The following is a 24,052-nucleotide window of genomic DNA, read 5'->3' as shown; positions in this document are numbered from 1 at the left end:
AAGCTTTACGACGGGCTGGAGCGCCCGGTGCGCCGGCCGGGCGAAGGAAGCCGGGGCCGGGGCTCGGCGGGATCGTGCCGCGGGCGGCCGGCGATCGGGTCGTCGGCCGCCCGGGGGGTGGGGCAGGCGGGTCAGGCGGTCCAGGCGCCGGTGGGGGCCGCCGTGCGGACGAACTCGGTGAAGTCGCGGCCGGGGCGACCCAGGGCGCGCGGGATGCCGTCGGAGACCTTGGCCTCCAGACCGCGCAGGATGCCGTTCAGGGCCGAGGTCCAGATGGCCGCGTCGAGTTCGGACATGCCCTGGTCGACCAGCGCGGCGGTGTATGCGGCGGGCTCGACCGGGATGTAGCGGGCCCGATGGCCGGTCGCGGCGGCGATCTCGGCGAGGGCCTCGTCGAAGGTCACCGCGCGGGGGCCGGAGAGCTCGTAGGTCCGGCCCGCGTGGCCGGGGTCGAGCAGGGCCGCGACCGCGACGGCGGCGATGTCCTCGGTGTCGACGAAGGACACCGGGGCGGTGCCGGCCGGCAGGTACAGCTCGCCGGATCGGATGTCGTCGCGGAAGAAGCCCTCGCTGAAGTTCTGCGCGAACCAGCCGGGGCGCAGGATCGTCCACTCGGCGCCACTGTCGCGGACGGCCGCTTCGAGCTCCAGGCGCGCCTGGTTGGCCGGGTCGTCGGCGGCGAAGTAGCCGGGAGTGTCGACGCCGCGCGCGGAGAGCAGGACGATCCGTTCGACCCCGGCGGCGGCGGCCTGCCGGACGAAGGCCGGGCCGGTGGGCATGCCGTCCAGCGGGACCAGGTAGACCGCGGAGACGCCGGCCAGCGCGGGGCCCCACGTGGAGTCGTCGGACCAGTCGAAGTGGTGTTCGGTGGAGCGCGAGGCCGGCCGCACGGCGGCGCCTCGGGCGCGGAGCGCGTCGACCACCCGGCTGCCGGTCTTGCCGGTGCCGCCGAGAACGAGGATGGGGTGCTGCGTCGGTTCTGTCATGGCTCCAGCCTGGGCGCGGCCGGACCGGGCGACCATGGGCGAGAAACCGGGGGACATGTGCGTACGTCCGGTCAGCCGTCGCTTCGACACGGCGGGTCCGCGGCGCGCGCACGTTCCCATTCGTCCAAGACCGGTGCGCGCGCCGCGCCCGGACTCGGCAGGGTGGGATTCGCGCGATCGCGATCGAAGGAGCCGATCATGCCGCAGGCCGTCACACCGCAGTCGGTGGGTGGCCGAGCCGGGCCCGACCTGGTCAGGCCGCGCGGGTGCTGCGGTAGGCCGTCGGGCTCAGGCCGCGGACGCGTTTGAAGGCGGTGCTGAACGCGAACGGGTCGGCGTAGCCGACCCGGCGGGCCACGGCGGCGACCGTGGCGTCCCGCTCGGTGAGCAGGTCGGCGGCCAGGGCCATCCGCCACTCGGTCAGGTAGGTGAGCGGTGGCTTGCCGACCCGGGTGGTGAAGCGTTCGGCGAGCGACGTGCGCGAGACGCCCGCCTCCGCGGCCAGGGCGGCGATCGTCCACGGCCGGGCCGGTGCGTCGTGGACCGCACGCAGGGCGGCGCCCACGACCGGGTCGGCCAGGGCCAGGTACCACGCGGGCGGTTGTGCCTCGGGGCGGTCGAACCAGGCGCGGAGCGTACAGACCAGCATCCAGTCGAGCAGGCGGTCCAGGACGAACTGTTGGCCCGGTTTGTCGGCGGCGACCTCGGCGGATACGAAGCCCAGGACCGCGTCGCAGCCCTCGTCGTCCGGGACGAGCAGGGCCTGGGGGAGTGCGGCGGGCAACCGGCGGCCGATGTCGGCGTGTGCGCGGTAGGCGCCGGAGAGCAGTTCGGTGGTGGCGTCCGTGTCCCGGTTCGGCTTCGGTGACGCGTCCCGATCCGGCTGGGCGTCGGCGACGAACGTGACCGGGGGGCAGCCGCGGACCAGGGCGGTGTCGCCCGGGCGCAGCGGCAGCGCCGGGCCGCCGTCCGGGACGAGCCGGCCGCTGCCCCGGATCACCGTGTACAGGGTCAGCGGCGCGCCGGAGGCGACCTCGGCGGATGCCTCCGGCGGCAACAACCGTCGGTCGAACAGCGCGCCGTCCGCCCTGATCCCGCGCAGCAGGTCACCCAAACCGTCCATGCGGTGAGCCTAAGGCAGCAGGTCGGGGCGCCGATCCGGCTCTACCGGACCGGTCAGCCGGGCCCGGGCGCGGGTCAGGCCGGCGAGCAGGGCGTCGCGGACCTCGGTCGGCGCGATCACGTCGTCGTAGGAGAGCGCGTTCGCCGAGCGCCACGGGCCGCTCGCCTCGTTCGCGGTGAGTCGGCGTGCCGTGTCCGCGTCCTGCTTCGCGGCGGCGGCGCCGGCGGCGGCCGGGATGCCGCCGAGGGTGACGCCCGGGAGCGCGTACGCGACGGTTTGCGCGTCGAACGGGTTCATCGCCATCACCGAGCTGCCGAAACCGAACGCCTTGCGGAGCGTCAGGTGCAGCTTCGGGACCCGCAAGCGGTGCTGGGCCGCGAACAGTCGAGCCGCCGCGCGCAGGACGCCCGACCGCTCGGCGGCGGTGCCGGCCAGCACGCCGGGGTTGTCGGCGAGGAAGACCACCGGGAGGTGGAACGCGCCCGCGATCCGGACGAAGCGGGCGGCCTTGTCGGCGGCGTCGGTGTCGATGGTGCCGGCCCGGACCGCCGGCTGGTTTGCCAGTACGGCGACCGCGTGGCCGCCGAGGCGGGCGAGCGCGGTGACGATGGAGGCGCCGTGTGCCGGTTGCAACTCCAGGACCGTGCCCGCGTCGAAGACCTCGGTCAGCACGGCCCTGATGTCGTACGGGCGACGCGCGTCCGGCGGGATCAGGTCCAGGAGCGCCTCGGTGCGGCGCGGGCCGACGTCGGCGTTGCCCGACTCCGGTCCCGCGTACGGCGGAAGTTGCCAGGCGTGGGACGGGAAGTAGGAGAGGTATCGGCGGGCCAGCCGGAGCGCCGCCGCGTCGTCGGGGACGGCGTTGTGCGCGACGCCGCTGACCACGCAGTGCACCCGGCTGCCACCGAGGGTGTGCTTGTCGACGCGTTCGCCGGTCGCGGCGGCGACCAGTGGCGGGCCGGCGGTGAACAGGGCGCCGGTGCCCTCGACCATGATCACGAAGTCGGACAGCGGTGCGGTCAGCGCGCCGTGTCCGGCGGAGGGGCCGTGCACGATTGCGACGGTGGGGACCAGGCCGGCGAGGTCGACCAGGGCCTGGAGGTCGTTGGGCGTGGCGGTGTGCCCGGCGAGCGCGTTGCCCGCGCGGTGGCCGGCGCCTTCGAGCAGGGTCAGCAGCGGTGCGCGTTCCTGGCCGGCCAGCCGCACGAGCCGGGCCCGCTTCGCGGCGGCACCCGGGCCGATCGAGCCGCCCTGGACGGTGAAGTCCTCGGCACCCACGAACACCGGGCGGCCGTCCAGCAGCCCGGACCCGGCGACGAACGCGTCGGAGGGGATCTCGGCGCCGCCGGCGAGCGTGCCGATCTCGGTGAACGAGTGCTCGTCCAGGAGCGCGGCGATCCTGGCCCGGGCGGGCAGCCGACCGGGGACCGCCGCCGCGTAGCGGGCGACCTTCGCGGGTCCGCCCATGGCCCGCGACCCGGTCCGACGCTGTTCGAGATCGGCGATCAGCGGCTGCCAGGCGGCTCGGTTGTCCGACTCGGGACGACCTCCCATGTGCACGGATCCCCCGTCGTTCGAGCGTCGCGGGGCGACGCGTGACCGTGCGGCGCCGTGTGGCGCGTGGTGCGTGACGCCGCGCGGCGCGTGGCGAGGGACGCGTGTCGCATGGCGCACCGGTGGAGGCGGGCCGCCGCGTGAGCCGGGCCAATGTAGCGCCGGCCGCGCGCGGGTGACAGAGCTGTCGGGGAGTCGGCCCGAGGCCCGGGTGGTGCGTGGTTGCGCCGGCTGCGGGGTGTTCCTGGGCTCGGTGGGCGGCTCACGGGAGGGGAGATTACTGGATGAAAGGTGTGAATCGCGCCTTGTCGGCGTGCGCGGCATTGCTCATTCGTGCTTGAAACTGCTATCAAATGAATAGTTTCAAGCATGGGAGTGCAGCAGTGCGCACTCCGTACCGTCCAGGACCCGGGAGCGCCATGACGACCGTGAGCCACACCTCTGCCGAGATCGCCACCCAGCCCGAGCTGTGGGCGCGGGCCGCCGAGCTGGCCGTGGACTGCGCAGGATTGCCCAAGTCCGGTGAGCGGGTCGCGATCGTCGGGTGCGGCACCTCGTGGTTCATCGGCCAGGCGTATGCCGTGCTGCGCGAGCGGGCCGGACTCGGCGTCACCGATGCCTTCGCGGCGTCGGAGTTCCCGGGCGTCCGGGACTACGACCGGGTGATCGCGCTGACCCGCTCCGGCACCACCACCGAGGTGCTGCGGCTGCTGGCGGACATCCGGGGCACCGTCGCGACGACCGCGATCACCGGAACCCCGGGCACGCCGATCATGACCGCGGCGGACGAGATCGTGATGCTCGACTTCGCGGACGAACAATCGGTCGTGCAGACCAGGTTCGCCACCACGGCACTCGCGCTGCTGCGGTCGCACGTGGGCGAGGACCTGACGGCGGCGATCCGGGACGCGAAGGCGGCTCTCGCCTGGGTGCCCGAACCGGAGTTCGTGGCGGCGGAGCAGTTCAGCTTCCTGGGTACGGGGTGGTCCACCGGGCTCGCCGCGGAGGCCGCGCTGAAGATGCGCGAGGCCGCGTGCGCGTGGACGGAGAGCTACCCGGCGATGGAGTACCGGCACGGGCCGATCAGCATCGCCGCGCCGAACCGGATCACATGGGTCTTCGGGCCCGCGCCGGAGGGCCTCGCCGACCAGGTCGCGGCCACCGGTGGCACGTTCGTGGCCGGTGCGCTCGACCCGATGGCGGAACTGGTCCGGGTGCAGAAGCTCGCGGTCGCGGTCGCGGAGAGCCGGGGGCTGAACCCGGACGAGCCGAGGCACCTGACCCGGTCCGTGGTGCTGGACGCGTCGTGAGGGACCGCATCGGCGACGCCGTCGAGCGGATGGCCGGCGGCGGGGTCCGGAACGGGGGGGAGGCTTCGTGATCCTCACGGTGACGCCGAATCCGGCCTGGGATGTCACGTACCACTTGGAAGAGCTGATCCGGCACGGCGCGAACCGCCCGCACTCGGTCGGCGGGCGGGCCGGCGGCAAGGGCATCAACGTCGCGCGCGTGCTGCGCTCGCTGGGGGTGGCCGTCGCGGTGGTGGCCCCTCTGGGCGGCGGGACGGGTGAGCGAATACGGGCCGACCTCGCGGCGGCGGACATCGCGTTGACGGTGGTACCGGTGTCCGGCGAGACCCGCTGCACCACCACGATCGTGGAGACCGGCTCGGGCGGTGCGACATCGTTGAACGAACTCGGCGCCGCGCGGACCGTGCGGGAGTGGGCCCGAGTGGTTGCCGCCACGGCCGAACTCCTGCCCGACGCAACGGTGTTGGTGCTTTCGGGGAGTCTGCCGCCGGGGATCGCGGTGGACGGCTACGCGGAGTTGGTGACGCTCGCGCGGGCCGCGCGGGTGCCGGTGGTGCTGGACGCGTCGGGGCCGGCACTGGTCGCCGGCGTCGCGGCCGGGCCGGACGTGGTCAAGCCGAACGCCGACGAGTTGGTCGCGGCGACGGGCGAGAGCGATCCGCTGCGGGCGGTGGCCCGGCTGCTGCGGGAGGCACGGGCCGACACGGCGGTGGTTGCCTCGTTCGGTCCCGAGGGCATGGTCGCCGGGACCGGCGCGGGTTGGTGGCGAGCCGTACCGCCGGCCTCGGTACACGGCAATGCCACCGGCGCGGGCGACGCGGCGGTGGCGGCACTGGCGCGCGGGCTGGCCGAGGGCAGCCTGTGGCCGGATCGGCTGCGGGACGCGGTGGCCCTGTCGGCGGCGGCGGTTGCCGCGCCGGCGGCGGGGGACGTGGACGGCGAGCTGTACCGGACCTGGCGGCCGAGGGTGCGGGTCGACGCGGTGGAGCCGCCGCGATGAGGTACGGCCGACGGTCCTGCGGGACGTGGGTCGGAGTCCGGGCGGGCCGCGCGGATGCGGGTGCGGGCGGGCTCGGGGTTGATGGTGGTCGGGATCGTTCACGAGGAGAGATGACATGCCGTTGACCTCGACGGGGATATTGACCGACGCGGCGCTCGCGGACGGAGTGGGGGTGGCCGCCTTCAACGTGATCACGTTGGAGCACGCGGAGGCGGTGCTGATCGCGGCGGAGGCGGCGGGGCTGCCGGTCGTGGTGGCGATCAGCGAGAACGCGGTGAAGTTCCGGCGGGGGCGGCTCGGTCCGCTCGCGGCCGCGTGTCGGGTGCTTGCGGAGGAGGCCGCGGTACCGGTCGCGCTGCACCTGGACCACGTCGAATCGGTGGACCTGTTGCAGGCCGCCGAGGGCACCGGGATCAGCTCGGTCATGTTCGACGCGTCACGGCTGAGCTACGCGGACAACGTGGCGGCCACCTCGGACGCGGTGGCCTGGGCGCACGAACGCGGGATCACCCTGGAGGCCGAACTCGGCGAGGTCGGCGGCAAGCCGGGCCATCCCGCGCTCGACGCACACGCGCCGGGGGCGCGCACGGATCCGGACGAGGCCGCCGCGTACGTGCGGGCGACCGGTGTCGATGCGCTGGCCGTGGCGGTCGGCAGCAGCCACGCGATGCTGGATCGCACCGCCACGCTCGACCACGACCTGATCGCGCGGTTGCGGGCGGCGGTGAACGTGCCGCTGGTCCTGCACGGGTCCTCGGGTGTGCCGGACGCCGAACTGCAAAGAGCGGTGGCCGCGGGGATGACGAAGATCAACGTGGGTACGGCGCTCAACATCGCCTACACCGGGACACTGCGGTCGCGGCTGGTCGCCGAGCCCGGGAAGGCCGATCCACGGCCGGCACTGGACGCTTCGCGCTCGGCGGCGGCGGATGTGGTCGGGGACCTGTTGCGGGTGATCACCGGGGGGTCGTGAACCCGCGTGTGCCCACGACTGTGGTGTGGGGGCGTGGCCTTGTTGTCCTCAAGCGCCGGACGGGGTGAAGAGGTTGTTCGTGTCGGGCGCTGCGGTAAGGGGGACGGGGTCTTGTCGTCCTCAAGCGCCGGGCTGAGGGGGTTCGTGCCCCGTGCTGCGATGTCGGGGACGGGGCTTGGTTTGTCCTCGAGCGCCGGACGGGCTGAGGGGGTGTGTGGGGGCTCAGCCCGTCCGGGGCGGATCTTTTTGGGGTCAGCCGAAGAGCCAAGTGGTCAGGCGGGTCCACCAGTTGGTGGGTAGGGGGTCCAGTGGTGGTGCCGGTGGGGTGGTGGGGCGTGGTGGGCGGAGGGGGCGGGTCCATTCGGTGGGCTCGACCAGGGGGACCGGGGTGAACTCGACCGGCAGCGAGGTGAGGTAGCGGGCCCAGGTGGCCGCGTGCCAGGCCGGTGGGCGGTCGGGGTGGGCCAGGCGGATGTCGGGAAGCCGGCTGTTGAGCGTGTCGATCGCGGTGTCCGTGATGGCGCGGCCGATGTCCTGTCCCGGACACAGGTGCGCACCGCCGCTGAACGCCAGGTGGGCGCGGTTGTTGTGGACCGGGACGGTGAGGTCGGTACGGATCTGCGGGTCGACGTTGCCGGCCATCACGCCGAGTACGAGCAGGTCGCCGGCCTTGATCCGACGTCCGCCCAACTCGGTGTCCACAAGCGCCCAGCGACCCGGGATGACCCACAACGGCGGTTCGTCCCAAAGGACTTGCTCGACCGCGTCGGGAAGCGTCAACCGCGCGCCGGCCAGCGAGGCGGCGAAGCGGTCGTCGGTCAGGACCACCCGCAGCGTGTTCGCGATCAGCGCGATGGTCAGCTCGTTTGCCGCGACCATCACCAGCCGGAGGTGGTGCAGGACCTCGTCCTCGGACAGCTTGTTCGGATGCTCGATCAGCCAGGACGGGAAGTCGGCGGCCGGTTCGGCGCGCTTGCGGTCGGCCAGGTCGCGCAACGTCTGCAGGATGAACTCGTTGCATTCGAGCGCGCGTTCACCCTGCATCATCAGCTCGGCGCTGGCCTCGACCAGGCGTGCGCCCATCTCGTCGGGCAGACCGTAGAGCTGCGCGATGACCAGCATCGGCAACTGCTGTGCGTACTGGGCGACCAGGTCGGCGTGGCCGTCGGCCGCGATCCGGTCGATCAGTTCGTGGGAAAGTCGTTGCACGTGCTTGCGGATGCCGCGGCGATCGAACCGGTCCAGGCTCTCGGTGACCACGGTGCGCAGCCGCTGGTGCTCGGCGCCGTCGCTGGACACGCAGTCCGGGCGGTACTCCATGATCGGCAGGATGGTGGCGTCCGGCGGGATGCGACCCTCGCGCCAGTCGCGCCAGTTGCGCGCGTCCCGGGAGAATCGGCTCGGCGTGCGCATGACCTCCAGGTTTTCCCGGTATCCCAGTACCAGCCAGCCCGGGAAGTCGCCGTCGACCAGGATCGGTGCGACCGCTCCGTACTCGGCGCGCAACCTCTCGTACGCGGCACCCGGGTCCGCGATGGTCTCCGGGCCGTACAACCTGGTGATGCCCTCGGTGGCCGTCGCGCCCGCGTGCGCGGGGCAGCCCGGCGGCGGAACGGGGGGAGGAGCGGTCATTGCATCTCCCGGTTCGTGGTGAGCGTGTAGAGGTATTGCATGAGGGCCATCAGGACGTCCCGGCTCGAACCCCGGCTGCGGGCGTCGCAGTCGACCATCGGTACGGACTCGTCCAGGTCGAGTGCGCTGCGCAGTTCGTCCATCGAGTGGATCGGCGACTCGGGGAACGTGTTGACCGCGACCACGAACGGCACGCCGCGATCCTCCAGCCGGCCCATCACGTCGAAGCACACCTCCAGGCGCCGCGTGTCGACCAGGACCACGGCACCGAGGGCGCCGTCGAACAGGCCGTTCCACAGGAACCAGAAGCGTTCCTGGCCGGGGGTGCCGAACAGGTAGAGCACCAGCCGCTCGTTGAGGCTGATCCGGCCGAAGTCCATCGCCACGGTCGTGGTGGTCTTGGCCTCGATGCCCGCGAGATCGTCGATTCCGACGCCCGCCTGGGTCATCGTCTCCTCGGTGGTGAGCGGCCGGATCTCGCTGACCGCGCCGACCAGGGTGGTCTTGCCGACGCCGAATCCGCCGACGACCACGACCTTGACCGCGGCGGCGGCCGTTGCGGGCAGCATGTCCTCGGGGCGCGGCCCGGCGAGGGTCTCAGAGCCTTTGTAGTCCATGCATCACCGCCTTGAGCAGATCGATGTCGGGCAACGAAGCGGCCGGGATCGGTGCCCTGGCCTCCAGGTGGTCCGTGCGCACCATGTCCAGCAGCACCAGCGTCAGCACGCTGGTCGGCAGCCGCATGTGGGCGGAGATCTCCGCCATCGACAGCGGCTGTTCACACATCCGCAGGATCGCGGCGAGTTCGGGAGCCATCCCGCGCCTCGGTTCGTGCTTGGCGACGAACAGCGTGACGAGGTCCAACCGGTGCTGGGCATCGGGGTGTTCCCCGACCATGTACAGCCGTTCGGGGTGTGGATCGCGCCGTGAGCGCCGCGGCACACTCACGGAAAGGCCCCGTCGCGGCGCGGCGGACTGGTCAGGTGTTCGCCGATCCGGATGACCAGGTCGCGCATCCGGTGACCGAGCAGGCCGGTGTCCACCTGGCCGTCGGCCAGTACCGCGAGATAGGCGCCGGCGCCGGCGGCCATCATGTAGAAGTAGCCGCCGTTGACCTCGATCACGACCAGGCGCATCCGGCCGTCCCCCTTGGGGAATTCGGACGCGATCGCGGCGGCGAGGCTCTGCAGGCCCGCGCACGCGGCGGCGAGCCGGTCGGCGGTGTCCGCCGCGGTGTTGTGCTGGGCCATCCGCAGGCCGTCCGCGGACAGCAGCACGATGTAGCGCGTGAACGGCACGCTCTTCGCCAGATCGGCGAGCATCCAGTCCATGTTCGGTCGGTACCCCGTCATCGATATCCCCCGTTGTCCCACGAATCGTCCCCGGTCTCGGATCGCCGTTCGGTGGGCGGAAGTTCGCCGTTGATGCCACTGAGGAAGGCGTCCAGCCCGAGTCCCGGCGGGGTGTCGTCGACGCTCGGCACGGCGGGCTTGGACGCGGTCGCGCGGTGCTCGCCGCGGGGTGCCGCGGCGCGCGGGACGGTGCCCAGGCTGCGCCGACGGCGTTGCGGGAGCCCGTTCGCCCCCAACTCGGTGCCGACGGGTGTGTCGGTCATCATGTCGTGCAGGGACGGGAGTTCGTCCAAGTGCTGGAGGTGCTCGGGCATCGGGTACATCGGCGGCACGTTCGCGGTGATCTGGTTCTGTGGGATGACCACGACGGCGCGCACGCCGGAGTAGGCCGACGGGCGCAGCATCACCTTGAAGTTGTTGGCGTGCGCGAGGCGGGCCACCACGGTCAGGCCCAGGCGCGGGGTCTCGCCCAGGTCGTTGAGGTTGAGCGGCGCGCCGTCCAGGGACAGGATGCGCTCGGCCCGACGGCGGGCCTCTTCGCTCAGGCCGACGCCGGCGTCCTCGATCTCGACCGCGATGCCGGTCTGCACCTCGGTGGTGCTCAGGTGCACGGTGGTGGAGGGGGGTGAGTATCGGGTGGCGTTGTCGAGCAGTTCGGCGATCGCGTGGATCAGCGGCTCGACGTGCTGGGCGATGACCGCGACCTCGACGACCGAGTGCAACTTGACCCGGCGGTAGTCCAGGATGCGCGACATCGCGCCGCGCAGCACGCTGTACATGCCGATGTCGGTTTCCCACTGGCGACCGGGGCGGGCGCCGCCGAGCACGGCGATGCTGTCGGCCATCCGGCCGATCAGCGCGTTGCCGTGGTCGAGATGCAGAAGGTCGCGGAAGACGACCGGGTCGTCGCCGTGCCGGTCCTCCATGTCCCGCATGTCCTGGGCCTGTTGGTGAATGGTGGCCTGCACGCGGCGGGCGATGTTGACGAACGCGCGCTGGGCGGATTCGCGCAGGTCCTCCTCGGCGCTGACGGTGTCGATCACCGAGCGGATCACGTTGCGGTGCGCGACCGCGAACTCGGTCGGGTCGTCCGGTTGCGGGGCGACCTTGCGCATGACCTCCGGTACGGGTTCGCCGGCCTGGAGGCGGCCGATGGCCTCGGGCAGCAACTCCTCGGCCAGCCGGACCGTCTCCACCTCCTGCGCGGCGAGTCGACGGCGCAGCCCGACCTGTTGCTGCTGGAGCCGCATGTGCAGTTGGGCGATGATGCGCCCACGACGGCCCGCCTCGGCGGCGCACACGGCGACGGCGACGGTCGCGAGTCCACCGCACAAGGCCACCGCGGGGCGAGCCTGGGAGGAGACCGCGGCCACGGCCGCGGCCGCGCACGCGGCGGTCACGAGGAGGGGGAGGACCCACGCGAGGGCCGGCCGTCGGCCTCCGGGGGACGATCCAGCGAGAACCATCGGCATCCTCGAAAAGTCGGAATCGAATCGTGCGGGTGTCCTGCGGACCGCACGGCGGACTCTTTTCCGGCCGCCGGCGGGGATGGTCGGGTGGTCCCGTGTGGGCGGGGCAAAGCCTCGTCGGGCAGGGGAAGTACCGTCGCGGGCGCCAGGCTACGCGGACGCGTGGGGCGGATCGGGCGTGCGACGCACAAGCCGCTCGAACGGGTGAATCGATGGGGAATGGGACATCACCGATCCCAAACGCGATATTGGGCCGGGGGGTCGGGCGGGGCGAGCGGCGAGGGCCGGGGCGGGATGAGGCGGGCCCGATTCGTGTTCGCGTTCGAGTTACCCGTCCGCCCGCGAGCGTGGCGGCGGGCGTGTGTCGCGGGCGGTGCCGTAGAAGGTCGAACGTCCGCTCCGCGACCGGTGGCGCCATTCGTTGCGCGTCAGGGGTGCTCGGCCGCCGCGCGCCCGGAGGGGTAGGTGTGTCTCGCGGCCCTGTTGCTCGCCAGGGCCTTCCGTCCGGTCGCGGATCGGCTGCGGTCGGCGACCGGGTCTTCCCCGGGTTGCCGTGTTCGGCCCCGTGCCGTTGCGTCAGCGCCCCCGACGCGGGTGAGACCTCGTGATCGACGCGCGAAGCGCGAAGCGCGGAGAGCGGCGGCGCCGCAAGCGTGGACGGTGTGGCCCGGAGCGAAGCGGACGGACACACCGTCCCGAGCGAGGGGCCGCTTCTTCTCGGAGGAGCTTGCGGGGGAGAGGAAAGCGGTGCCTCGCGAGCCGGCGCCGAAGGCGCACGACAAGCAGCAACGCCGCGCTCGCGCTTCGGGCCACCGCGACGTCATGTCGGCGACCCGGGCCCACCGCGACTTGTCACGTCGGCGACCCGGGCCGCCCCGCCCTGCGGCGTGCGCGACCCGGGCCGCCCCGCGCCGTCGCTTCCGGCTCGGCGTTCCCGGCCCCCATACCCCTCAGTGGTGGAGGCGGCCGGTGAAGTGGCGGGTGAAGTTGTCCTGGGTGTCGGCTGTGACGGTGATGTCGTAGTGGCCGGTGGGGTCGGCGGGGGCCGGGACGTGGCTGGTGGTGTGGGGCGGGACGAGGAGGGTGCGGGGGGTGCCGATGCCTTGGATCGTGAAGGTGATCGGTGCGCCGCCGGAGTTGGTGAGGGTGAGGTCGAGGGTGCGGCCGGGGCGGTCGACGGCGGTTGCCTCCGGGTGGCCCTTGGTCGGGTCGGTCCAGGTGCGGACATCGCCCTTGAAGCCGCGCAGGTAGCCGTCGGGCCCGTGTACGTCGATGTCGTACGGCCCGCCGCTGACGCTCTGCGCGCTGAAGAAGTCCTCGACCGCGCCGCCGACCGGCACGGTGTACTGCCACGCGCCGAACTTGCGGTGGTTGACCGTGTAGATCGAGAAGCCCGCCCCCAGGCGGCCGGTGTTCTCGATCCGGATCCACAGCAGGCCCTTGTCGGCCTCGGTACGCGAGGACGTGGCGAACCCGTAGTCGATCGGCAGCGCCGGCCGATCGCCGCTCTCCTGGACCGGCTGCCGCTGCACGATCGGCGGGATCAGCGGCGGCAACTTCCACTTCTGCCGGGCGAGATCGTCGAGCAGCGCACGGGTGTCGGGCAGCGTCGGGAACGAGACGTCCTTGTCCGTGAACGTGAACGCGCTCATCAGGTCCCCGCACACGGTGCGCCGCCACGCGGAGATGTTCTCCTCGCGTACGCCGGTCCAGTTCTCCAGGAAGCGCAACACCGAGGTGTGGTCGAAGACTTCCGAGCACACCCGACCGCCGTGGCTCCACGGCGAGATGACGATCATCGGCACGCGCGGGCCGAGGCCGATCGGCGCACCGGAGATGTACTCGTCGGGCGTACCGGGCGGCGCGGTGGGCGGCACGACGTGGTCGTAGAAGCCGTCGTTCTCGTCGTAGTTGAGCAGGACCACCGTCTTGGCCCACACCTCGGGGTGCGCGGCGAGGGCGTCGAGTACGTAGGTCGCGGTGAAGTGCGCGCCCTTGGCCGGCGGATAGTTCGGGTGTTCGGACTCCTCGGTGGGCGCCACGATCCAGCTCACCGCCGGCAGCGCGCCGGCCGCGACGTCGTCGGCGAACGCCTTCGGGCCGCGCCGCGCCATGCCGTTCACGTACAGCGGTGAACTCTGCGGCGCGGTGCGGAAGGCGTCGAACCAGGCGAGTGCGTTGTCGTCGTAGTTGTCCTCCTGCTGGTAGACCCGCCAGGAGATGCCCGCGGCCTGGAGCCGCTCCGGGTAGGTGGTCCAGCGGAAGCCCGGTTCGCTGTTGTCCACGACCGGCCCGCCGGCGCGGCCCGCCGGATCCACGGTGCCGGTCCACAGGTACAGGCGGTTCGGGTTGGTGGAGGCCATCGCGGACGAGAAGTACTGGTCGCACACGGTGAACGCGTCGGCGAGGGCGAACTGGTACGGGATGTCTTTGCGTTGGTAGTGGCCCATGGTCAGCCACGACTTGGCCGGGATCCAGTTGTCGTACCGCCCGTTCGCCCACGCGCTGTGCCCGCCGCCCCAGGAGTGGTCCAGGCCGGGTACCTGTTGGGCGTTGCTCGTCGCGGTGTCCAGGTGCCAGGGCAGCAGTGTGGTGCCGCCGGCCGGTCCGAGCAGCCGCTGGTGCAGTACGTCGCCGCCGCCGGGGAAGCGGACCAGCGAGCGGTCGCCGTAGCCGCGCACGCCGCGCAGTGTGCCGAAATAGTGGTCGAACGACCGGTTCTCCTGCATCAGGATCACCACGTGCTCGACGTCGTCCAGGGTGCCGGGTGTCCCGGCGGTGGCGGCGACGGCTTCCGCGACGGCGGGCGAGACACCCGAGGCGACGGCGAGTCCGGCGCCGGATGCGGCGGCGGCCCCGAGAAAGCCACGACGGGAGAGGGGAGACATGCGGGCGGACCTCCAGGACGAGTCGGCAGCCGAGCCGGCCGAACCGACCGGAGCGGGCGAGTCGAGCACGGACGCCGTCCATCCTGACGGTCCGTCAGCTGCCGGTGGGAGACCCTGGGGTTAACCGATGGGTAACATTCCGGCGGCAGCCATCCCGTCGTCGCCCCACGGTGCGCCCGCGCCCCGCCACCTCGGCGTCGTGCGGCGACGTGCGGAGACGTGCGGAGACGTGCAGCCTCTCCGGCATATCACTCGTGATCCACATATTCGGGGCAAGGGCGAGGGCAAGGCCGACGCCAAGGTCAAGGTGAACCAAGGTCAAGGCCGAGGGCACCTGCGGTTCGGGGCGAGCGCGCCGTCTACGCCCCGGGCGCGTTCTTCGTGCGCCGGTAGTGCCGGGCCACCCGGGCGCGGTTGCCGCAGCCCGCGGAGCACCACTCGCGGCGCGGGTTGTTCTTGACGAAGTGCAGCACGCACCCCGGACCGTGACAGGGCCTCAGCTCGGCCCGGTCGGGACCGGTGACCAGGTCGATCGTGGCATCCGCCAACTCGGCCAGGACCGCGGCGATCGGCGCGGCCTCGGTACGCGTGCTCGCCGTCGGCCAGGTCAGCTCGCGCCAGTGCGGGGCGGCGCGGGTGTACGCGTTGAGCCGGGTCGGCACGTCGGCGGCCGGCGCGGTGCCCGTCATCGCGGCCCGCAGCAGCGCGGCGATGCACTCGCGCAGGTCGAGCGCCGCCGCCAGGTCCGCCGCGTCCACCGCGAGCAGCGCGGCGTCGGAGGGCGGGCCGGCCAGGCGCGGGGCGATGTCGCGCAACCAAGCGGCCAGGTGCTCCGGCTCGGCCAGGCCCTCGTGCGGTACACCCCGTACCGCGTAGCGGGTGTTGGCCAGCTCCACCGGAAGCGGCTCGCCGAGCAGGGGCGCTCCGCCGGTGTCGAGGTCCGCGATTCGTGTGCTCACAAACTAATGCTACCGGCTTGGCTCACCCATGTGGATCGACGTGCTCCGCCGACCTTGGCCTCGACTCGGCGACCGGGGGGTGGCCCGGCGGAAGCCCCGGTGCGTGCGCGGGCAATGGTCGCCGCGTGTGAGTGACTTGGCACACACAGTGTGATGTGACGAGGCAGACATCGCTGCCCGGTCGGAGTCGGAAGGAGCGCCCGAAGGTCGTGATCGACGGAAATCGCGGGAATTCTTGGGAGGTTTTCCACCGTATTGTCGGTTGAGTTTGCCCGGTGCCGGTCACGGTTGTGTTCGCACCACCCGGAGGCGGGCCGCCGTGTGAGGGGTGGGGCCAGCCCCACCGGGAGAGGGAAGTGAGCACCATGGGGAATGCGTTGCGCGATCCCTAGGTTTGAACCAGACGGGCCGACAGGGCTCGCAGGGGGTCAAGGAGAGTCACGTGAACAACCGCAGCCGGGTCGCAGAGCAGGACACCACTCAGCCGTCGACGCCCGGCACGGTCGCCTCCTTCGCCCGCTTCGTGGTCTTCGGTGGCGGCACGGGGCTGGCCTCCAGCGCCGCGCTCGTCGCGCTCTCCGGGCACCTGCCGATCGCCGTCGCCAACGCGGTGATCACCGTGGCCGGCACCATCCTGGCCACCGAGCTGCACAGCCGGTTCGCCTTCCGGGCGGGCCGCGCCGACCTCAAGGCGCACTTCCAGGCGGGCGGTTCGGCGGCGGTCGCCTACCTGTTCACCACGGCGGCGGTGCTCGGCCTGCACGCGGTGCAGACCGCGCCGAGCATCATGGTCGAGCAGGGCACCTACCTGACCGCCTCGGGCATCGCCGGACTGGCCCGGTTCGCCTTCCTGCGGCTCGCGGTGTTCGCCGGCCCCAAGGCCAAGACGGGGTCGATCGCCACCGCGACCGTCACCGCTGCCGGCCGCACCCGCGTGCTCGGCCGCGACGCACTGGTCGCCGCCGCGTGACCGACCCTCGAACCCGGGCCCGCCCCACGACTTCCGACCGAAGCCGTGGGGCGGACCCCGTTTCGCGCCCCTCCGACCGAAGCCGGTGGGGCAGGCCCCGCTCCGACCGAAGCCGGTGGGGCGGCCCGTTTCGCGACCCCCGACCGAAGTCGTGGGCCGGGTTCATTCGCGACTTCCAACCGAAGCCGGTGGGCCGGGCCCGTTCACGACCTCCGACCCAAGGCGTCCTGCGGACCCGCTTCGTGCCGGGCCTATTCCGTCGGCAGCCCGGACTCGCGCAGTCGACGGCGATGCGGCGGCAGCAGCAGTACTTCCAAGGCGTCGGCGCACGCCTGGGCCCGGTCGCGGAACCACGGGATGCGTTCGTCGGTCATCACGGCGGGCGTGGACCGCACGGCCAGCGCGGCGTGTGCGTGGCCGGCCCGGTTCAGGATCGGCACCGCCAGGGTGCGTACTCCCGGGACCGACTCGCCGTCGTTGAGCGCGTAGCCGATCGCCCGGGCCGCGTCCAACTGGGCCTGGAGCGCGACGGGGTCCACGATGGTGCGCTCGGTCTGCGGGGCCAGTGGCAGCAACGGCTCCAGGCCGCCGTCCGCCGGATCCGCCCAGGCCAGCAACACCTTGCCCAGCGCGGTCGAGTGCAGCGGGCGGCGCAGTCCGAGGCCGGTGCCCGGCTGCACCGAACTGCCGACCAGGACCAGCGCGTGCCGGCCGCTGCGGATGGCCAGGTCGGAGGTCGCCGAGGTACGCCGGGACAACTGCTCCAACTCGGGTGCCGCGTGGTGCAGTCCGCGTTGGTGGTAGGCCAGCAGACCGAGTTCGGCGACCACCGGGCCCAGGCGGTAGCGGCTGGTGCGGTCGTCCTGATCGAGGAAGCCCGCGCCGACCAGGGTGCGGGCCAGACGGTGGGCGGTGGACACGGACAGGTCCATCCGGCGGGCGATGTCCGACGCGCTCAGGTCGGCGCCGGTCGCCCGGAAGCAGTGCAGGATGCCGAGGGCCCGCTGTACGGCCTGTGCCCCGGACGGTGAGGAGGCCGCGCGCGGCGCGTTCGTGTCCACCGTGCCCATGGGCATCCCCCGACTCGCCGTTCGACCGGAAGTTTTCACCATACGGCAAGCCCGTGGACGACTGTCTGCCACGGTCCGCATCGGAGCGCATTCGGATATCCCACATCGTGGGAAAGTTTGATCGTGCGGCGCGGACCGTGCCAGGATCCACCCGAAGCACCATTCGGTGCACCGGTGATGCACGTACACCGGTTGTGGACATGCGCCGGTGATGCATCTACGCCGGTCATGGACATGCGCCGGTGAGCGACCCGAACCGGTGATCGACGAAACGAGAGGGAGGCCCCGGTGTCCGCAGACGCGTTGTACACCGCGCCGCTCTCCACCGCCCGCGCGCTGCTCACCAGCCGCCGGCACATCGACCTCGCGCGCGTCGCCAGCGCCGGCTGTCGCTGACCCACCGCCGCACCGAACCTCCGTACGCCCGCGCCCGACCGAGCAATCCGGTCGACTCGATCGGCCGGACCGATCCGGTCGGCCGGTCGGCCCGGTTGAATCGATCGACCCGGCCGCCCTCGGCGCTCGCGCACACCCCCGGTCGTCGCGGCGCCCGCGAAGCGTAGGTCTCCCAGCGTGCATCACACCACGCATCATCCGTCGACCCCTGCCCGGACCGATTCGGTCCCGGGTCGATCCGCGCCGTGCCCAGTGCCGTGCGTGCCCGGTGTCATGACCGGAATCGCACCGGCGGGGCCGCGCGGACCCCCGCCGCCGCTACGAACGCGAACGGAAGTATCGCCATGACCGCCGTGACCGGCGCCCGCCCCGACGAACTGTGGTTCACCCGCTGTCCCGTCCCCACCGCAACCGGCATCGCGGCCGATCTGGGCCTGCTCGACGCCGAGTTCGCGGCCGAGGGGATCACCGTGCGCTCGCTCCAGGACGTCCCGGCCGACGTGGCCGCCGATCACCACTACACGCACGCGCTGCCCGGGCTCTTCCGCGAGGGCGGCAACGTGCCCGCGCTGTGGGCGCGGTCGCGCGGCGAGGCGACCCGGCTGGTCGGGCTGACCTGGATCGAGGAGAGCCAGGCGATCCTGGTCCGCGCGGAGAGCGGCATCACCGCACCCGAGCAGTTGCGCGGGTTGCGGTTGGCGATTCCCCGGCACGACATCGCAATCGACTTCTGGCGGGCGATGGCGCTGCACGGCTTCGCCGGGGCGCTCTCGCTGGCCGGTGCCGAACTGGCCGACGCGCGCCCGGTCGAGGTGCCGGCGGCGCGCGGAATCGGGCAGTGGGAGGCCGAGTTGGCCGCGCTCGACCGTGGCGAGGTGGACGCCGTGTATGTCAAGGGCGCGCTCGCGGTCGAGGCGGCCGTACGGCACGGCGCGGTGGTGGCGGTCGACCTGGATGCGGCGAGCGATCCCGGCGCCCGGATCAACAACGGGACGCCGCGGCCGATCACGGTGCACCAGGATCTGCTGGACCACCACCCGGAGTTGGTCACCCGGTTCCTCGCGGTGCTGGTCGAGGCGGCGGACTGGGCGCCCGGGCATCCCGCCGAGGTGGCCCGGATCCTGGGTGCCGAGACCGGGGCGGGTGCCTTGGGGGTGGCCGGCGCGTACCGCGAACTCGGCCCGGACACACTGCGGATCGACCTGTCCGCGGAGCGGCTGGACCTGCTCGCCCGCCAGGAACGATTCCTGTACGGACAGGGCTTCCTGGCCGCGCCCGTGGATGTGCACGCGTGGGCGGCCCCCGAGCCGCTGCGGCTGGCCCGCGAACTCGCCGACGCACGCCGCGCGCAGGCCGACGCACGCCGCCCCGAGGCCGACACTCCGGCCCGACCGCCGCGCCTCACGCCCGAATCGTCCCGGCCGCTCGGCCACACACCCACATCCACGCCCACACCCACATCCGCACCGTCGCTCGACCCCGAACAGTCCCGCATATCCACGCTGGAGGCATCCCATGAGTAGCCGGCCCCCTCGCCGTACCCGTCTGCTGTCCGCCGTCGCAGTCGCGACCGCGACGCTGATCGCGCTGACCGGCTGCGGCTCCTCGTCGAAGAACGCCGAGGCGTCGACGGCCGGCGACGCCAAGGGCGGTGTCACGCTGCGGATTCCCGACCCCGGCAACAACGGGGTGCTCGCGCTCGGCAAGAAGGACGGTTCGCTGGACGCGGCGTTGGCCAAGGTCGGCGCCAAGGTCTCCTGGACCGGTAGCGCGGGCCCGTTCGCACCCGCCGCGCAGGCCATCAACGCGGGCCAACTCGACGTCGCGCTCGGCTCGATCACCTCCGCCGTGGCCGCCCTCGGGCAGAAGCCGAGCTTCAAGCTGTTCGGCGCCACCGCCCCCGACCTGGCGGGCGAGGGCATCCTGGTGAAGAGCGACTCGAAGATCCACTCGATCCGCGACCTGATCGGCAAGAAGGTGGCCTGCTCGCAGGGCGGCACCAGCGAATACCTGCTCCTGGCCGCGCTCGAACAGGCCGGCATCCCGGCCGACAAGGTGGAGCGGGTCTACCTGCGGGCCGACCAGACCGCACCGGTGTTCGCCGCCGGTCAGGTCGACGCGTGGGCCACCTGGGCCACCTACTCGGTACCCGCCCTGGCCTCCGGCAACGCGCGCTTCCTCGCCGACGGCCGCGCGCTCGGCTCGGACAACTACTCGGTCTGGGCGGTGCGCAACGCGTTCGCGGACAAGCACCCCGAGGTGATCAAGGCCTTCTACGCCTACCTGCACGAGGCCGGCACCAAGGAGATCGCCGACCCGACCGCCTACATCAACGTCTTCACCGACACCGGCCCCACCGCGTACGGCGCCGAACCCAAGCGGATCCAGGTCGAGTTCACCAAGCAGGGCGCGACGGTGGAGCCGATTCGACCGGCCGACGTGGACCGTTTCGGCAAGGTCGCCAAGTTCTTCCTGGACCAGAAGGTCACCCCGAGCCTGGTCGACGTCAAGCCGCACCTGCTGGACGTGGCCACCCTGGCGGGAGCGAGCGGATGACCGCGCCCACCCTGGTCGAGGCCGAACCCCGGGAACGCGCGTATCCCGGCCTGGTCACCCCGCGCCCACGGCTGCCGCGTCCTCGGCCACGTTTCCTCAGCCCGGCACTGCGCGCGATCGGCCCACTCGTGCTGATCGGCGGCTGGGCCTGGGCCTCGCACAGCGGCGCGCTCAGTCCCGACCTGCTCGGCTCGCCCGCCGACGTCTTCCGGGCCGCGCGCGAGATGTGGGACAACGGCCAACTCCCGGACGCGCTCCGGGTCTCGCTGGGCCGCGCGGGCCTGGGCCTGGTCTTCGGGCTGACCATCGGACTGGCCCTGGGCGTACTCACCGGCTTCTCCCGGCTCGGCGAGGAACTCCTCGACTCCTCGGTTCAGTTGCTTCGCACGGTGCCCTTCCTCGCGCTGGTCCCGCTGTTCATGGTGTGGTTCGGCATCGGCGAATCCGCCCGGGTGATCCTGATCGCGGTGGCCACGGCGTTCCCGATGTACGTCTCCGCCTCCGGCGGCGTGCGCAACGTGGACCGCAAGCTGGTCGAGGCGATGCGCAGCTTCGGCGTCGGCCGGATCGCCCTGGTGCGCGAGGTGGTCCTGCCGGGCGCGCTGCCCGCGCTGCTGTCCGGACTGCGACTGTCCATGACGCTGAGCGTGATCGCGCTGATCGCGGCCGAGGAGATCAACTCCACGGCCGGGATCGGCTATCTGATGAGCCAGGCGCAGAGCTTCTCGCGAACCGACATCCTCACCGTCTGCATCCTGGTCTACGCGATCCTGGGTCTGCTCGCGGACGTGATCGTACGCATCCTCGAACGGGTGCTGATGCCGTGGCGCGGCCAGGGACACGGAGCGGGCCGATGAGCGTCGAGACTGCGGTACACATCGAGGGACTGCGCCGGGTGTTCGGCACCCGCGCCGTCCTGGACGGCGTCGACCTGGACATCGCCCGCGGCGAGTTCGTCGCGCTGCTCGGCGCGAGCGGCACCGGCAAGACCACCCTGCTGCGCATCCTCGGCGCGCTCGATCGCAGCGACGGCGGTACGGTCCTGGTCCCCGAGGCCCGCACCATCGTCTTCCAGGAACCGCGCCTGGTGCCCTCCAAGCGGGTGTTGGGCAATGTCGTGGTCGGACTCCCCCGGGGCCGGGCCACCCGGGAGATCGGGCTGCGCGCGCTGACCGAGGTCGGTCTGGAGCGGCACGCCCAGGCCTGGCCGGCGACCCTGTCCGGCGGCGAGGCACAGCGCGTCGCGCTCGCCCGCGCGCTGGTGCGCGAGCCGGAACTGCTGCTGCTGGACGAGCCGTTCGCGGCGCTGGACGCGCTGACCCGGATGCGTATGCAGGACCTGGTGGGCGAGTTGTGCCGGCTGCACCGGCCCGCCGTGCTCCTGGTCACGCACGACGTCGAGGAGGCGATCCGACTGGCCGATCGGGTCGCGGTGTTGCGCGACGGAAACCTCGTCACCGACGAGGTGGTCGCCGTCGACCGGCCCCGCGACCCCACCGATCCGGCCTTCTCGGCGCTACGGCGGCGATTGCTCGCCGACCTGGGGGTGCACACCACGGAGACCGCCGCCGTCCCCGTCGCCCCCGCTTCCTCCGACGGCCGCTCGTCCTCGCGTTCGCCGTCGTCCGCGCCCTCGGCTGCCTCCGCGTCACACCCGTCTCCGTCTCCCTCCTCCTCCCTGTCCCTCTCCTCCTCCCCGTCTTCGACCGGAGTGATCTGAATGACCGTCACCATCGGTGTCCACGGCAGCAACCCGTCGCTGTACCTGCTCGCGCGCCTGGGGATTCTCGAACGCGCCCTGGAGCCGCTGGGCGAGACCGTGACCTGGGTGCCCGTGGAGGGCACCCGGGTCGGCGAACTGCTCGGCGACGGCACGATCGACTTCGGCGGGACCGGTTCGACGCCGCCGATCGTCGGTCAGGCGCAGGGCCACGATCTCGTCTACGTCGCGGTGTCCGCGCCGCGGCCCGAGCACGGCGCGCTGTTGGTCGCCGACGAGGGGCCGGTGCGCGCGCCGGTGGACCTCAAGGACGGCACGGTCGTGTTGAGCATCGGCTCCTGGCAGACCCACTTCGTGGCCAAGGCGCTGAACGACGTCGGACTGTCCTACCGGGACGACATCACCGCGGTGCGACCGGAGGCGGGCCGGGACCAGGCCGCGCGGCTGCGCTCCGGCGAGATCGCCGGCTGGGTCGCGCAGGGCCCGGAGCTGGTCGCCGCGCGGCGCGAGCCCGGGCTGCGGGTGCTGCACCGGGTCGGCGAAGTGATCACCGACCGCTCGGTGTTCTTCGCGAGCCGTGCGTTCGTCGAGGAGCGGCCCGACCTGGTCTCGATCGTGGTGGCCGCGCTGCGCCGGGCCGACGAATGGGCGGCCGCGCATCTCGACGAGGCGGCCGCCCTGCACGCGGCCGAGCTGCCGGGGACGCAGGCGGACTGGGCCGAGGCGCTGGCCGCGCTGCCGTGGCGGCTGGAGCCGGTACCCGCGTCGTTCATCGCCGAGCAGCAGGAGGCCGCGGACATCTTCGCCGCCAACGGGTTCATCGACCGGCCGATCACCGTGGCCGACGCGCAGGCGGACGCGTTGACGCCGGTCGTGGCCGCGGTGCTCGCGCCGGCCGACGGCGGTGCGCGATGAGCACCGAGGTGCTGTGGTACGTGATTCCGCGCGAGGGTCCCTATCCGTGGGAGCCCGCCGGACGGCGTGCGGTCGATGCGGACTACCTGCGGCAACTCGCGGGTGCGGTGGACCGGTTGGGCTTCAGCGGCGCGCTGCTGGCGACCGACCTGTACGACGTGTGGACGCTGGCCGGCGTGGTGGCCGCCGCCGCGCCGACGTTCCGGCCGCTGCTCGCGGTGCATCCGGGGCTGATCGCGCCGACGCTGCTGGCGAAGATGGCGCTGAGCTTCGAGGCGTTGTTCGGGGCGGGTCGGCTGCGCTTCAACGTGGTCAACGGTTCGACCGAGAGCCTGCGCGAGTACGGCCTGCATCTGGACCACGACGAGCGCTACGAACTGAGCGCCGAATACTGGTCGATCGTCAAGCGGCTCACCGCGGGCGAGGTCTTCGACCACAAGGGCAGGTTCTACGACCTGCGGCAGGCCGGCGCGGGTCTGCGCGAGTTGCACCGGGACGGCGGGCACGTGCCGATGTGGTTCGGCGGTTCGTCGCCGGCCGGCATCGAGATGGCCGCCGAGCATGTCGACGTCTACCTGACCTGGGGCGAACCGCCGCACCTGCTCAAGGAGAAGCTGGAGCGGGTACGCGAACGTGCCGCCGCGCACGGGCGGGCCCTGCGGGTCGGCCTGCGGTTGCACCTGATCGTTCGGGAGAGCGAGAACGAGGCGTGGGCGGCGGCGGATCGGCTGCTGGAGGTGACCAGCCACGCGACCTACGCCCGGCAGCTGGGCCAGGCGGCGGACGCGGACGGGGTGGGCTGGGAACGACAGTTCCGTCAGCACGGTGGCCGGGTCCCGGCGCGGGCCCGGGAGTTGGAGGTGTACCCGAACCTGTGGCCGGGGATGGGGCTGTTCCGGCCCGGGCCGGGCACGGCCGTGGTGGGCAGTACGGCCCAGGTGATCGAGCGGCTCCAGGAGTTCGAGGCGATGGGCGTGGACACGTTCATCCTGTCCGGCAATCCGCTGCTGGAGGAGGCCTACCGGGTCGGCGAGACGGTGTTGCCGGCGCTGGGTGTGCGACCACGGGTGGCCTGAGGACGGACGGGCTGAGGACGGACGGACCCGGCGCGCCGGTGCCGGTGTCGGATGCGACGTGGCCCTCCTCGGGGAGGGCCCCGTCGCACCTTTTCGGCCGTCT

The 24,052-nt window shown here is 72.4% G+C and carries 22 protein-coding genes; 11 read left to right on the top strand and 11 right to left on the bottom strand.

All coding sequences use genetic code 11. The annotated features are described in order from the left end of the window. Nucleotides 1-131 precede the first annotated feature (131 nt). The 3 genes from ACIBM5_RS24810 to ACIBM5_RS24800 all read right to left on the bottom strand — a co-directional run bounded on the left by ACIBM5_RS24810 (nucleotide 132) and on the right by ACIBM5_RS24800 (nucleotide 3,663). Nucleotides 132-986, bottom strand: coding sequence for an NAD(P)H-binding protein (locus ACIBM5_RS24810; protein WP_396008822.1), 855 nt, complete (start codon nucleotides 984-986; stop codon nucleotides 132-134). Between the two features lie 253 nt (nucleotides 987-1,239). Further along, nucleotides 1,240-2,109, bottom strand: a complete 870-nt coding sequence (locus ACIBM5_RS24805; RefSeq protein ID WP_396008821.1) for an AraC family transcriptional regulator — start codon at nucleotides 2,107-2,109, stop codon at nucleotides 1,240-1,242. Nucleotides 2,110-2,118: 9 nt separating this feature from the next. Beyond that, nucleotides 2,119-3,663: an acyl-CoA carboxylase subunit beta gene (locus tag ACIBM5_RS24800; RefSeq protein ID WP_396008820.1), complete on the bottom strand. Its 1,545-nt coding sequence runs from the start codon at nucleotides 3,661-3,663 to the stop codon at nucleotides 2,119-2,121. A 428-nt stretch (nucleotides 3,664-4,091) separates the two neighbouring features. Between ACIBM5_RS24800 and ACIBM5_RS24795 the strand changes: the two genes are divergently transcribed. The 3 genes from ACIBM5_RS24795 (at nucleotide 4,092) to ACIBM5_RS24785 (ending at nucleotide 6,946) form a co-directional block, all read left to right on the top strand. Continuing rightward, nucleotides 4,092-4,973 carry an SIS domain-containing protein gene (locus tag ACIBM5_RS24795; RefSeq protein WP_396008912.1) on the top strand — a complete coding sequence of 294 codons (882 nt, stop codon included), beginning with the start codon at nucleotides 4,092-4,094 and terminating at the stop codon, nucleotides 4,971-4,973. 67 nt (nucleotides 4,974-5,040) lie between these two features. Continuing rightward, nucleotides 5,041-5,973, top strand: a complete 933-nt coding sequence (locus ACIBM5_RS24790) for a 1-phosphofructokinase family hexose kinase (RefSeq protein WP_396008819.1) — start codon at nucleotides 5,041-5,043, stop codon at nucleotides 5,971-5,973. A 115-nt stretch (nucleotides 5,974-6,088) separates the two neighbouring features. Next, complete coding sequence (locus ACIBM5_RS24785; protein WP_396008818.1) at nucleotides 6,089-6,946, top strand: class II fructose-bisphosphate aldolase; 858 nt, start codon at nucleotides 6,089-6,091, stop codon at nucleotides 6,944-6,946. Nucleotides 6,947-7,198: 252 nt separating this feature from the next. Here ACIBM5_RS24785 and ACIBM5_RS24780 read toward each other — a convergent pair whose 3' ends face one another. From ACIBM5_RS24780 to ACIBM5_RS24750, 7 genes are all read right to left on the bottom strand, one after another. After that, nucleotides 7,199-8,578, bottom strand: a complete 1,380-nt coding sequence (locus ACIBM5_RS24780; protein WP_396008817.1) for a cytochrome P450 — start codon at nucleotides 8,576-8,578, stop codon at nucleotides 7,199-7,201. Then, nucleotides 8,575-9,195, bottom strand: a complete 621-nt coding sequence (locus ACIBM5_RS24775) for a GTP-binding protein (protein ID WP_396008816.1) — start codon at nucleotides 9,193-9,195, stop codon at nucleotides 8,575-8,577. Before ACIBM5_RS24775 ends, ACIBM5_RS24780 begins: the two co-directional genes overlap by 4 nt. After that, a complete protein-coding gene (locus ACIBM5_RS24770; protein WP_396008815.1) occupies nucleotides 9,176-9,526 on the bottom strand; it encodes a DUF742 domain-containing protein in 351 nt (116 codons plus the stop codon). The genes ACIBM5_RS24775 and ACIBM5_RS24770 overlap by 20 nt, the downstream gene beginning before the upstream one ends. After that, nucleotides 9,523-9,909, bottom strand: a complete 387-nt coding sequence (locus ACIBM5_RS24765; protein WP_391587741.1) for a roadblock/LC7 domain-containing protein — start codon at nucleotides 9,907-9,909, stop codon at nucleotides 9,523-9,525. Before ACIBM5_RS24765 ends, ACIBM5_RS24770 begins: the two co-directional genes overlap by 4 nt. A gap of 17 nt (nucleotides 9,910-9,926) precedes the next feature. Beyond that, nucleotides 9,927-11,396 (bottom strand): sensor histidine kinase, encoded by a 1,470-nt coding sequence (locus ACIBM5_RS24760; RefSeq protein WP_396008814.1) that lies wholly within the window; start codon nucleotides 11,394-11,396, stop codon nucleotides 9,927-9,929. Between the two features lie 953 nt (nucleotides 11,397-12,349). After that, on the bottom strand, nucleotides 12,350-14,287 hold the full coding sequence (locus ACIBM5_RS24755) for a phosphocholine-specific phospholipase C (protein ID WP_396008813.1): 1,938 nt from the start codon (nucleotides 14,285-14,287) through the stop codon (nucleotides 12,350-12,352). 359 nt (nucleotides 14,288-14,646) lie between these two features. Next, entirely contained in the window at nucleotides 14,647-15,246 is a 600-nt protein-coding gene (locus ACIBM5_RS24750; RefSeq protein WP_396008812.1) for a CGNR zinc finger domain-containing protein, read from the bottom strand. Between the two features lie 442 nt (nucleotides 15,247-15,688). On the opposite strand from ACIBM5_RS24750, the gene ACIBM5_RS24745 reads away from it, so the two are divergent. Continuing rightward, entirely contained in the window at nucleotides 15,689-16,216 is a 528-nt protein-coding gene (locus ACIBM5_RS24745) for a hypothetical protein (RefSeq protein ID WP_396008811.1), read from the top strand. Between the two features lie 251 nt (nucleotides 16,217-16,467). On the opposite strand, the gene ACIBM5_RS24740 is transcribed toward ACIBM5_RS24745, so the two are convergent. After that, on the bottom strand, nucleotides 16,468-17,286 hold the full coding sequence (locus tag ACIBM5_RS24740; RefSeq protein ID WP_396008810.1) for an IclR family transcriptional regulator: 819 nt from the start codon (nucleotides 17,284-17,286) through the stop codon (nucleotides 16,468-16,470). Nucleotides 17,287-17,574: 288 nt separating this feature from the next. On the opposite strand from ACIBM5_RS24740, the gene ACIBM5_RS24735 reads away from it, so the two are divergent. The 7 genes from ACIBM5_RS24735 (at nucleotide 17,575) to ACIBM5_RS24705 (ending at nucleotide 23,949) form a co-directional block, all read left to right on the top strand. Further along, a complete protein-coding gene (locus ACIBM5_RS24735; RefSeq protein WP_391587748.1) occupies nucleotides 17,575-17,682 on the top strand; it encodes a putative leader peptide in 108 nt (35 codons plus the stop codon). Nucleotides 17,683-18,026: 344 nt separating this feature from the next. Further along, complete coding sequence (locus ACIBM5_RS24730) at nucleotides 18,027-19,205, top strand: ABC transporter substrate-binding protein (RefSeq protein ID WP_396008809.1); 1,179 nt, start codon at nucleotides 18,027-18,029, stop codon at nucleotides 19,203-19,205. Further along, nucleotides 19,198-20,238 (top strand): ABC transporter substrate-binding protein, encoded by a 1,041-nt coding sequence (locus tag ACIBM5_RS24725; protein WP_396008808.1) that lies wholly within the window; start codon nucleotides 19,198-19,200, stop codon nucleotides 20,236-20,238. Before ACIBM5_RS24730 ends, ACIBM5_RS24725 begins: the two co-directional genes overlap by 8 nt. Then, nucleotides 20,235-21,095, top strand: coding sequence for an ABC transporter permease (locus tag ACIBM5_RS24720; RefSeq protein ID WP_396008807.1), 861 nt, complete (start codon nucleotides 20,235-20,237; stop codon nucleotides 21,093-21,095). Before ACIBM5_RS24725 ends, ACIBM5_RS24720 begins: the two co-directional genes overlap by 4 nt. Then, the gene (locus ACIBM5_RS24715) at nucleotides 21,092-21,958 is read left to right on the top strand and encodes an ABC transporter ATP-binding protein (protein ID WP_396008806.1); all 867 of its coding nucleotides are present in this window, start codon (nucleotides 21,092-21,094) and stop codon (nucleotides 21,956-21,958) included. The genes ACIBM5_RS24720 and ACIBM5_RS24715 overlap by 4 nt, the downstream gene beginning before the upstream one ends. Then, a complete protein-coding gene (locus ACIBM5_RS24710) occupies nucleotides 21,959-22,873 on the top strand; it encodes an ABC transporter substrate-binding protein (protein ID WP_396008805.1) in 915 nt (304 codons plus the stop codon). After that, complete coding sequence (locus tag ACIBM5_RS24705; RefSeq protein WP_396008804.1) at nucleotides 22,870-23,949, top strand: LLM class flavin-dependent oxidoreductase; 1,080 nt, start codon at nucleotides 22,870-22,872, stop codon at nucleotides 23,947-23,949. The genes ACIBM5_RS24710 and ACIBM5_RS24705 overlap by 4 nt, the downstream gene beginning before the upstream one ends. Nucleotides 23,950-24,052: the final 103 nt, after the last annotated feature.

Source organism: Embleya sp. NPDC050493 (assembly GCF_044458105.1).
Taxonomy (GTDB): Bacteria; Actinomycetota; Actinomycetes; order Streptomycetales; family Streptomycetaceae; genus Embleya.
Note: the sequence above shows the minus strand (reverse complement) of the source record. Positions and strands in the feature narration are given on the sequence as shown.

Coding starts and splice junctions, on each gene's coding strand:
- ACIBM5_RS24810 (WP_396008822.1), bottom strand. CDS start 986: ATGACAGAACCGACGCAGCACCCCATCCTCGTTCTCGGCGGCACCGGC.
- ACIBM5_RS24805 (WP_396008821.1), bottom strand. CDS start 2,109: ATGGACGGTTTGGGTGACCTGCTGCGCGGGATCAGGGCGGACGGCGCG.
- ACIBM5_RS24800 (WP_396008820.1), bottom strand. CDS start 3,663: ATGGGAGGTCGTCCCGAGTCGGACAACCGAGCCGCCTGGCAGCCGCTG.
- ACIBM5_RS24785 (WP_396008818.1), top strand. CDS start 6,089: ATGCCGTTGACCTCGACGGGGATATTGACCGACGCGGCGCTCGCGGAC.
- ACIBM5_RS24780 (WP_396008817.1), bottom strand. CDS start 8,578: ATGACCGCTCCTCCCCCCGTTCCGCCGCCGGGCTGCCCCGCGCACGCG.
- ACIBM5_RS24775 (WP_396008816.1), bottom strand. CDS start 9,195: ATGGACTACAAAGGCTCTGAGACCCTCGCCGGGCCGCGCCCCGAGGAC.
- ACIBM5_RS24765 (WP_391587741.1), bottom strand. CDS start 9,909: ATGGACTGGATGCTCGCCGATCTGGCGAAGAGCGTGCCGTTCACGCGC.
- ACIBM5_RS24760 (WP_396008814.1), bottom strand. CDS start 11,396: ATGGTTCTCGCTGGATCGTCCCCCGGAGGCCGACGGCCGGCCCTCGCG.
- ACIBM5_RS24755 (WP_396008813.1), bottom strand. CDS start 14,287: ATGTCTCCCCTCTCCCGTCGTGGCTTTCTCGGGGCCGCCGCCGCATCC.
- ACIBM5_RS24740 (WP_396008810.1), bottom strand. CDS start 17,286: ATGGGCACGGTGGACACGAACGCGCCGCGCGCGGCCTCCTCACCGTCC.
- ACIBM5_RS24730 (WP_396008809.1), top strand. CDS start 18,027: ATGACCGCCGTGACCGGCGCCCGCCCCGACGAACTGTGGTTCACCCGC.
- ACIBM5_RS24725 (WP_396008808.1), top strand. CDS start 19,198: ATGAGTAGCCGGCCCCCTCGCCGTACCCGTCTGCTGTCCGCCGTCGCA.
- ACIBM5_RS24720 (WP_396008807.1), top strand. CDS start 20,235: ATGACCGCGCCCACCCTGGTCGAGGCCGAACCCCGGGAACGCGCGTAT.
- ACIBM5_RS24715 (WP_396008806.1), top strand. CDS start 21,092: ATGAGCGTCGAGACTGCGGTACACATCGAGGGACTGCGCCGGGTGTTC.
- ACIBM5_RS24710 (WP_396008805.1), top strand. CDS start 21,959: ATGACCGTCACCATCGGTGTCCACGGCAGCAACCCGTCGCTGTACCTG.
- ACIBM5_RS24705 (WP_396008804.1), top strand. CDS start 22,870: ATGAGCACCGAGGTGCTGTGGTACGTGATTCCGCGCGAGGGTCCCTAT.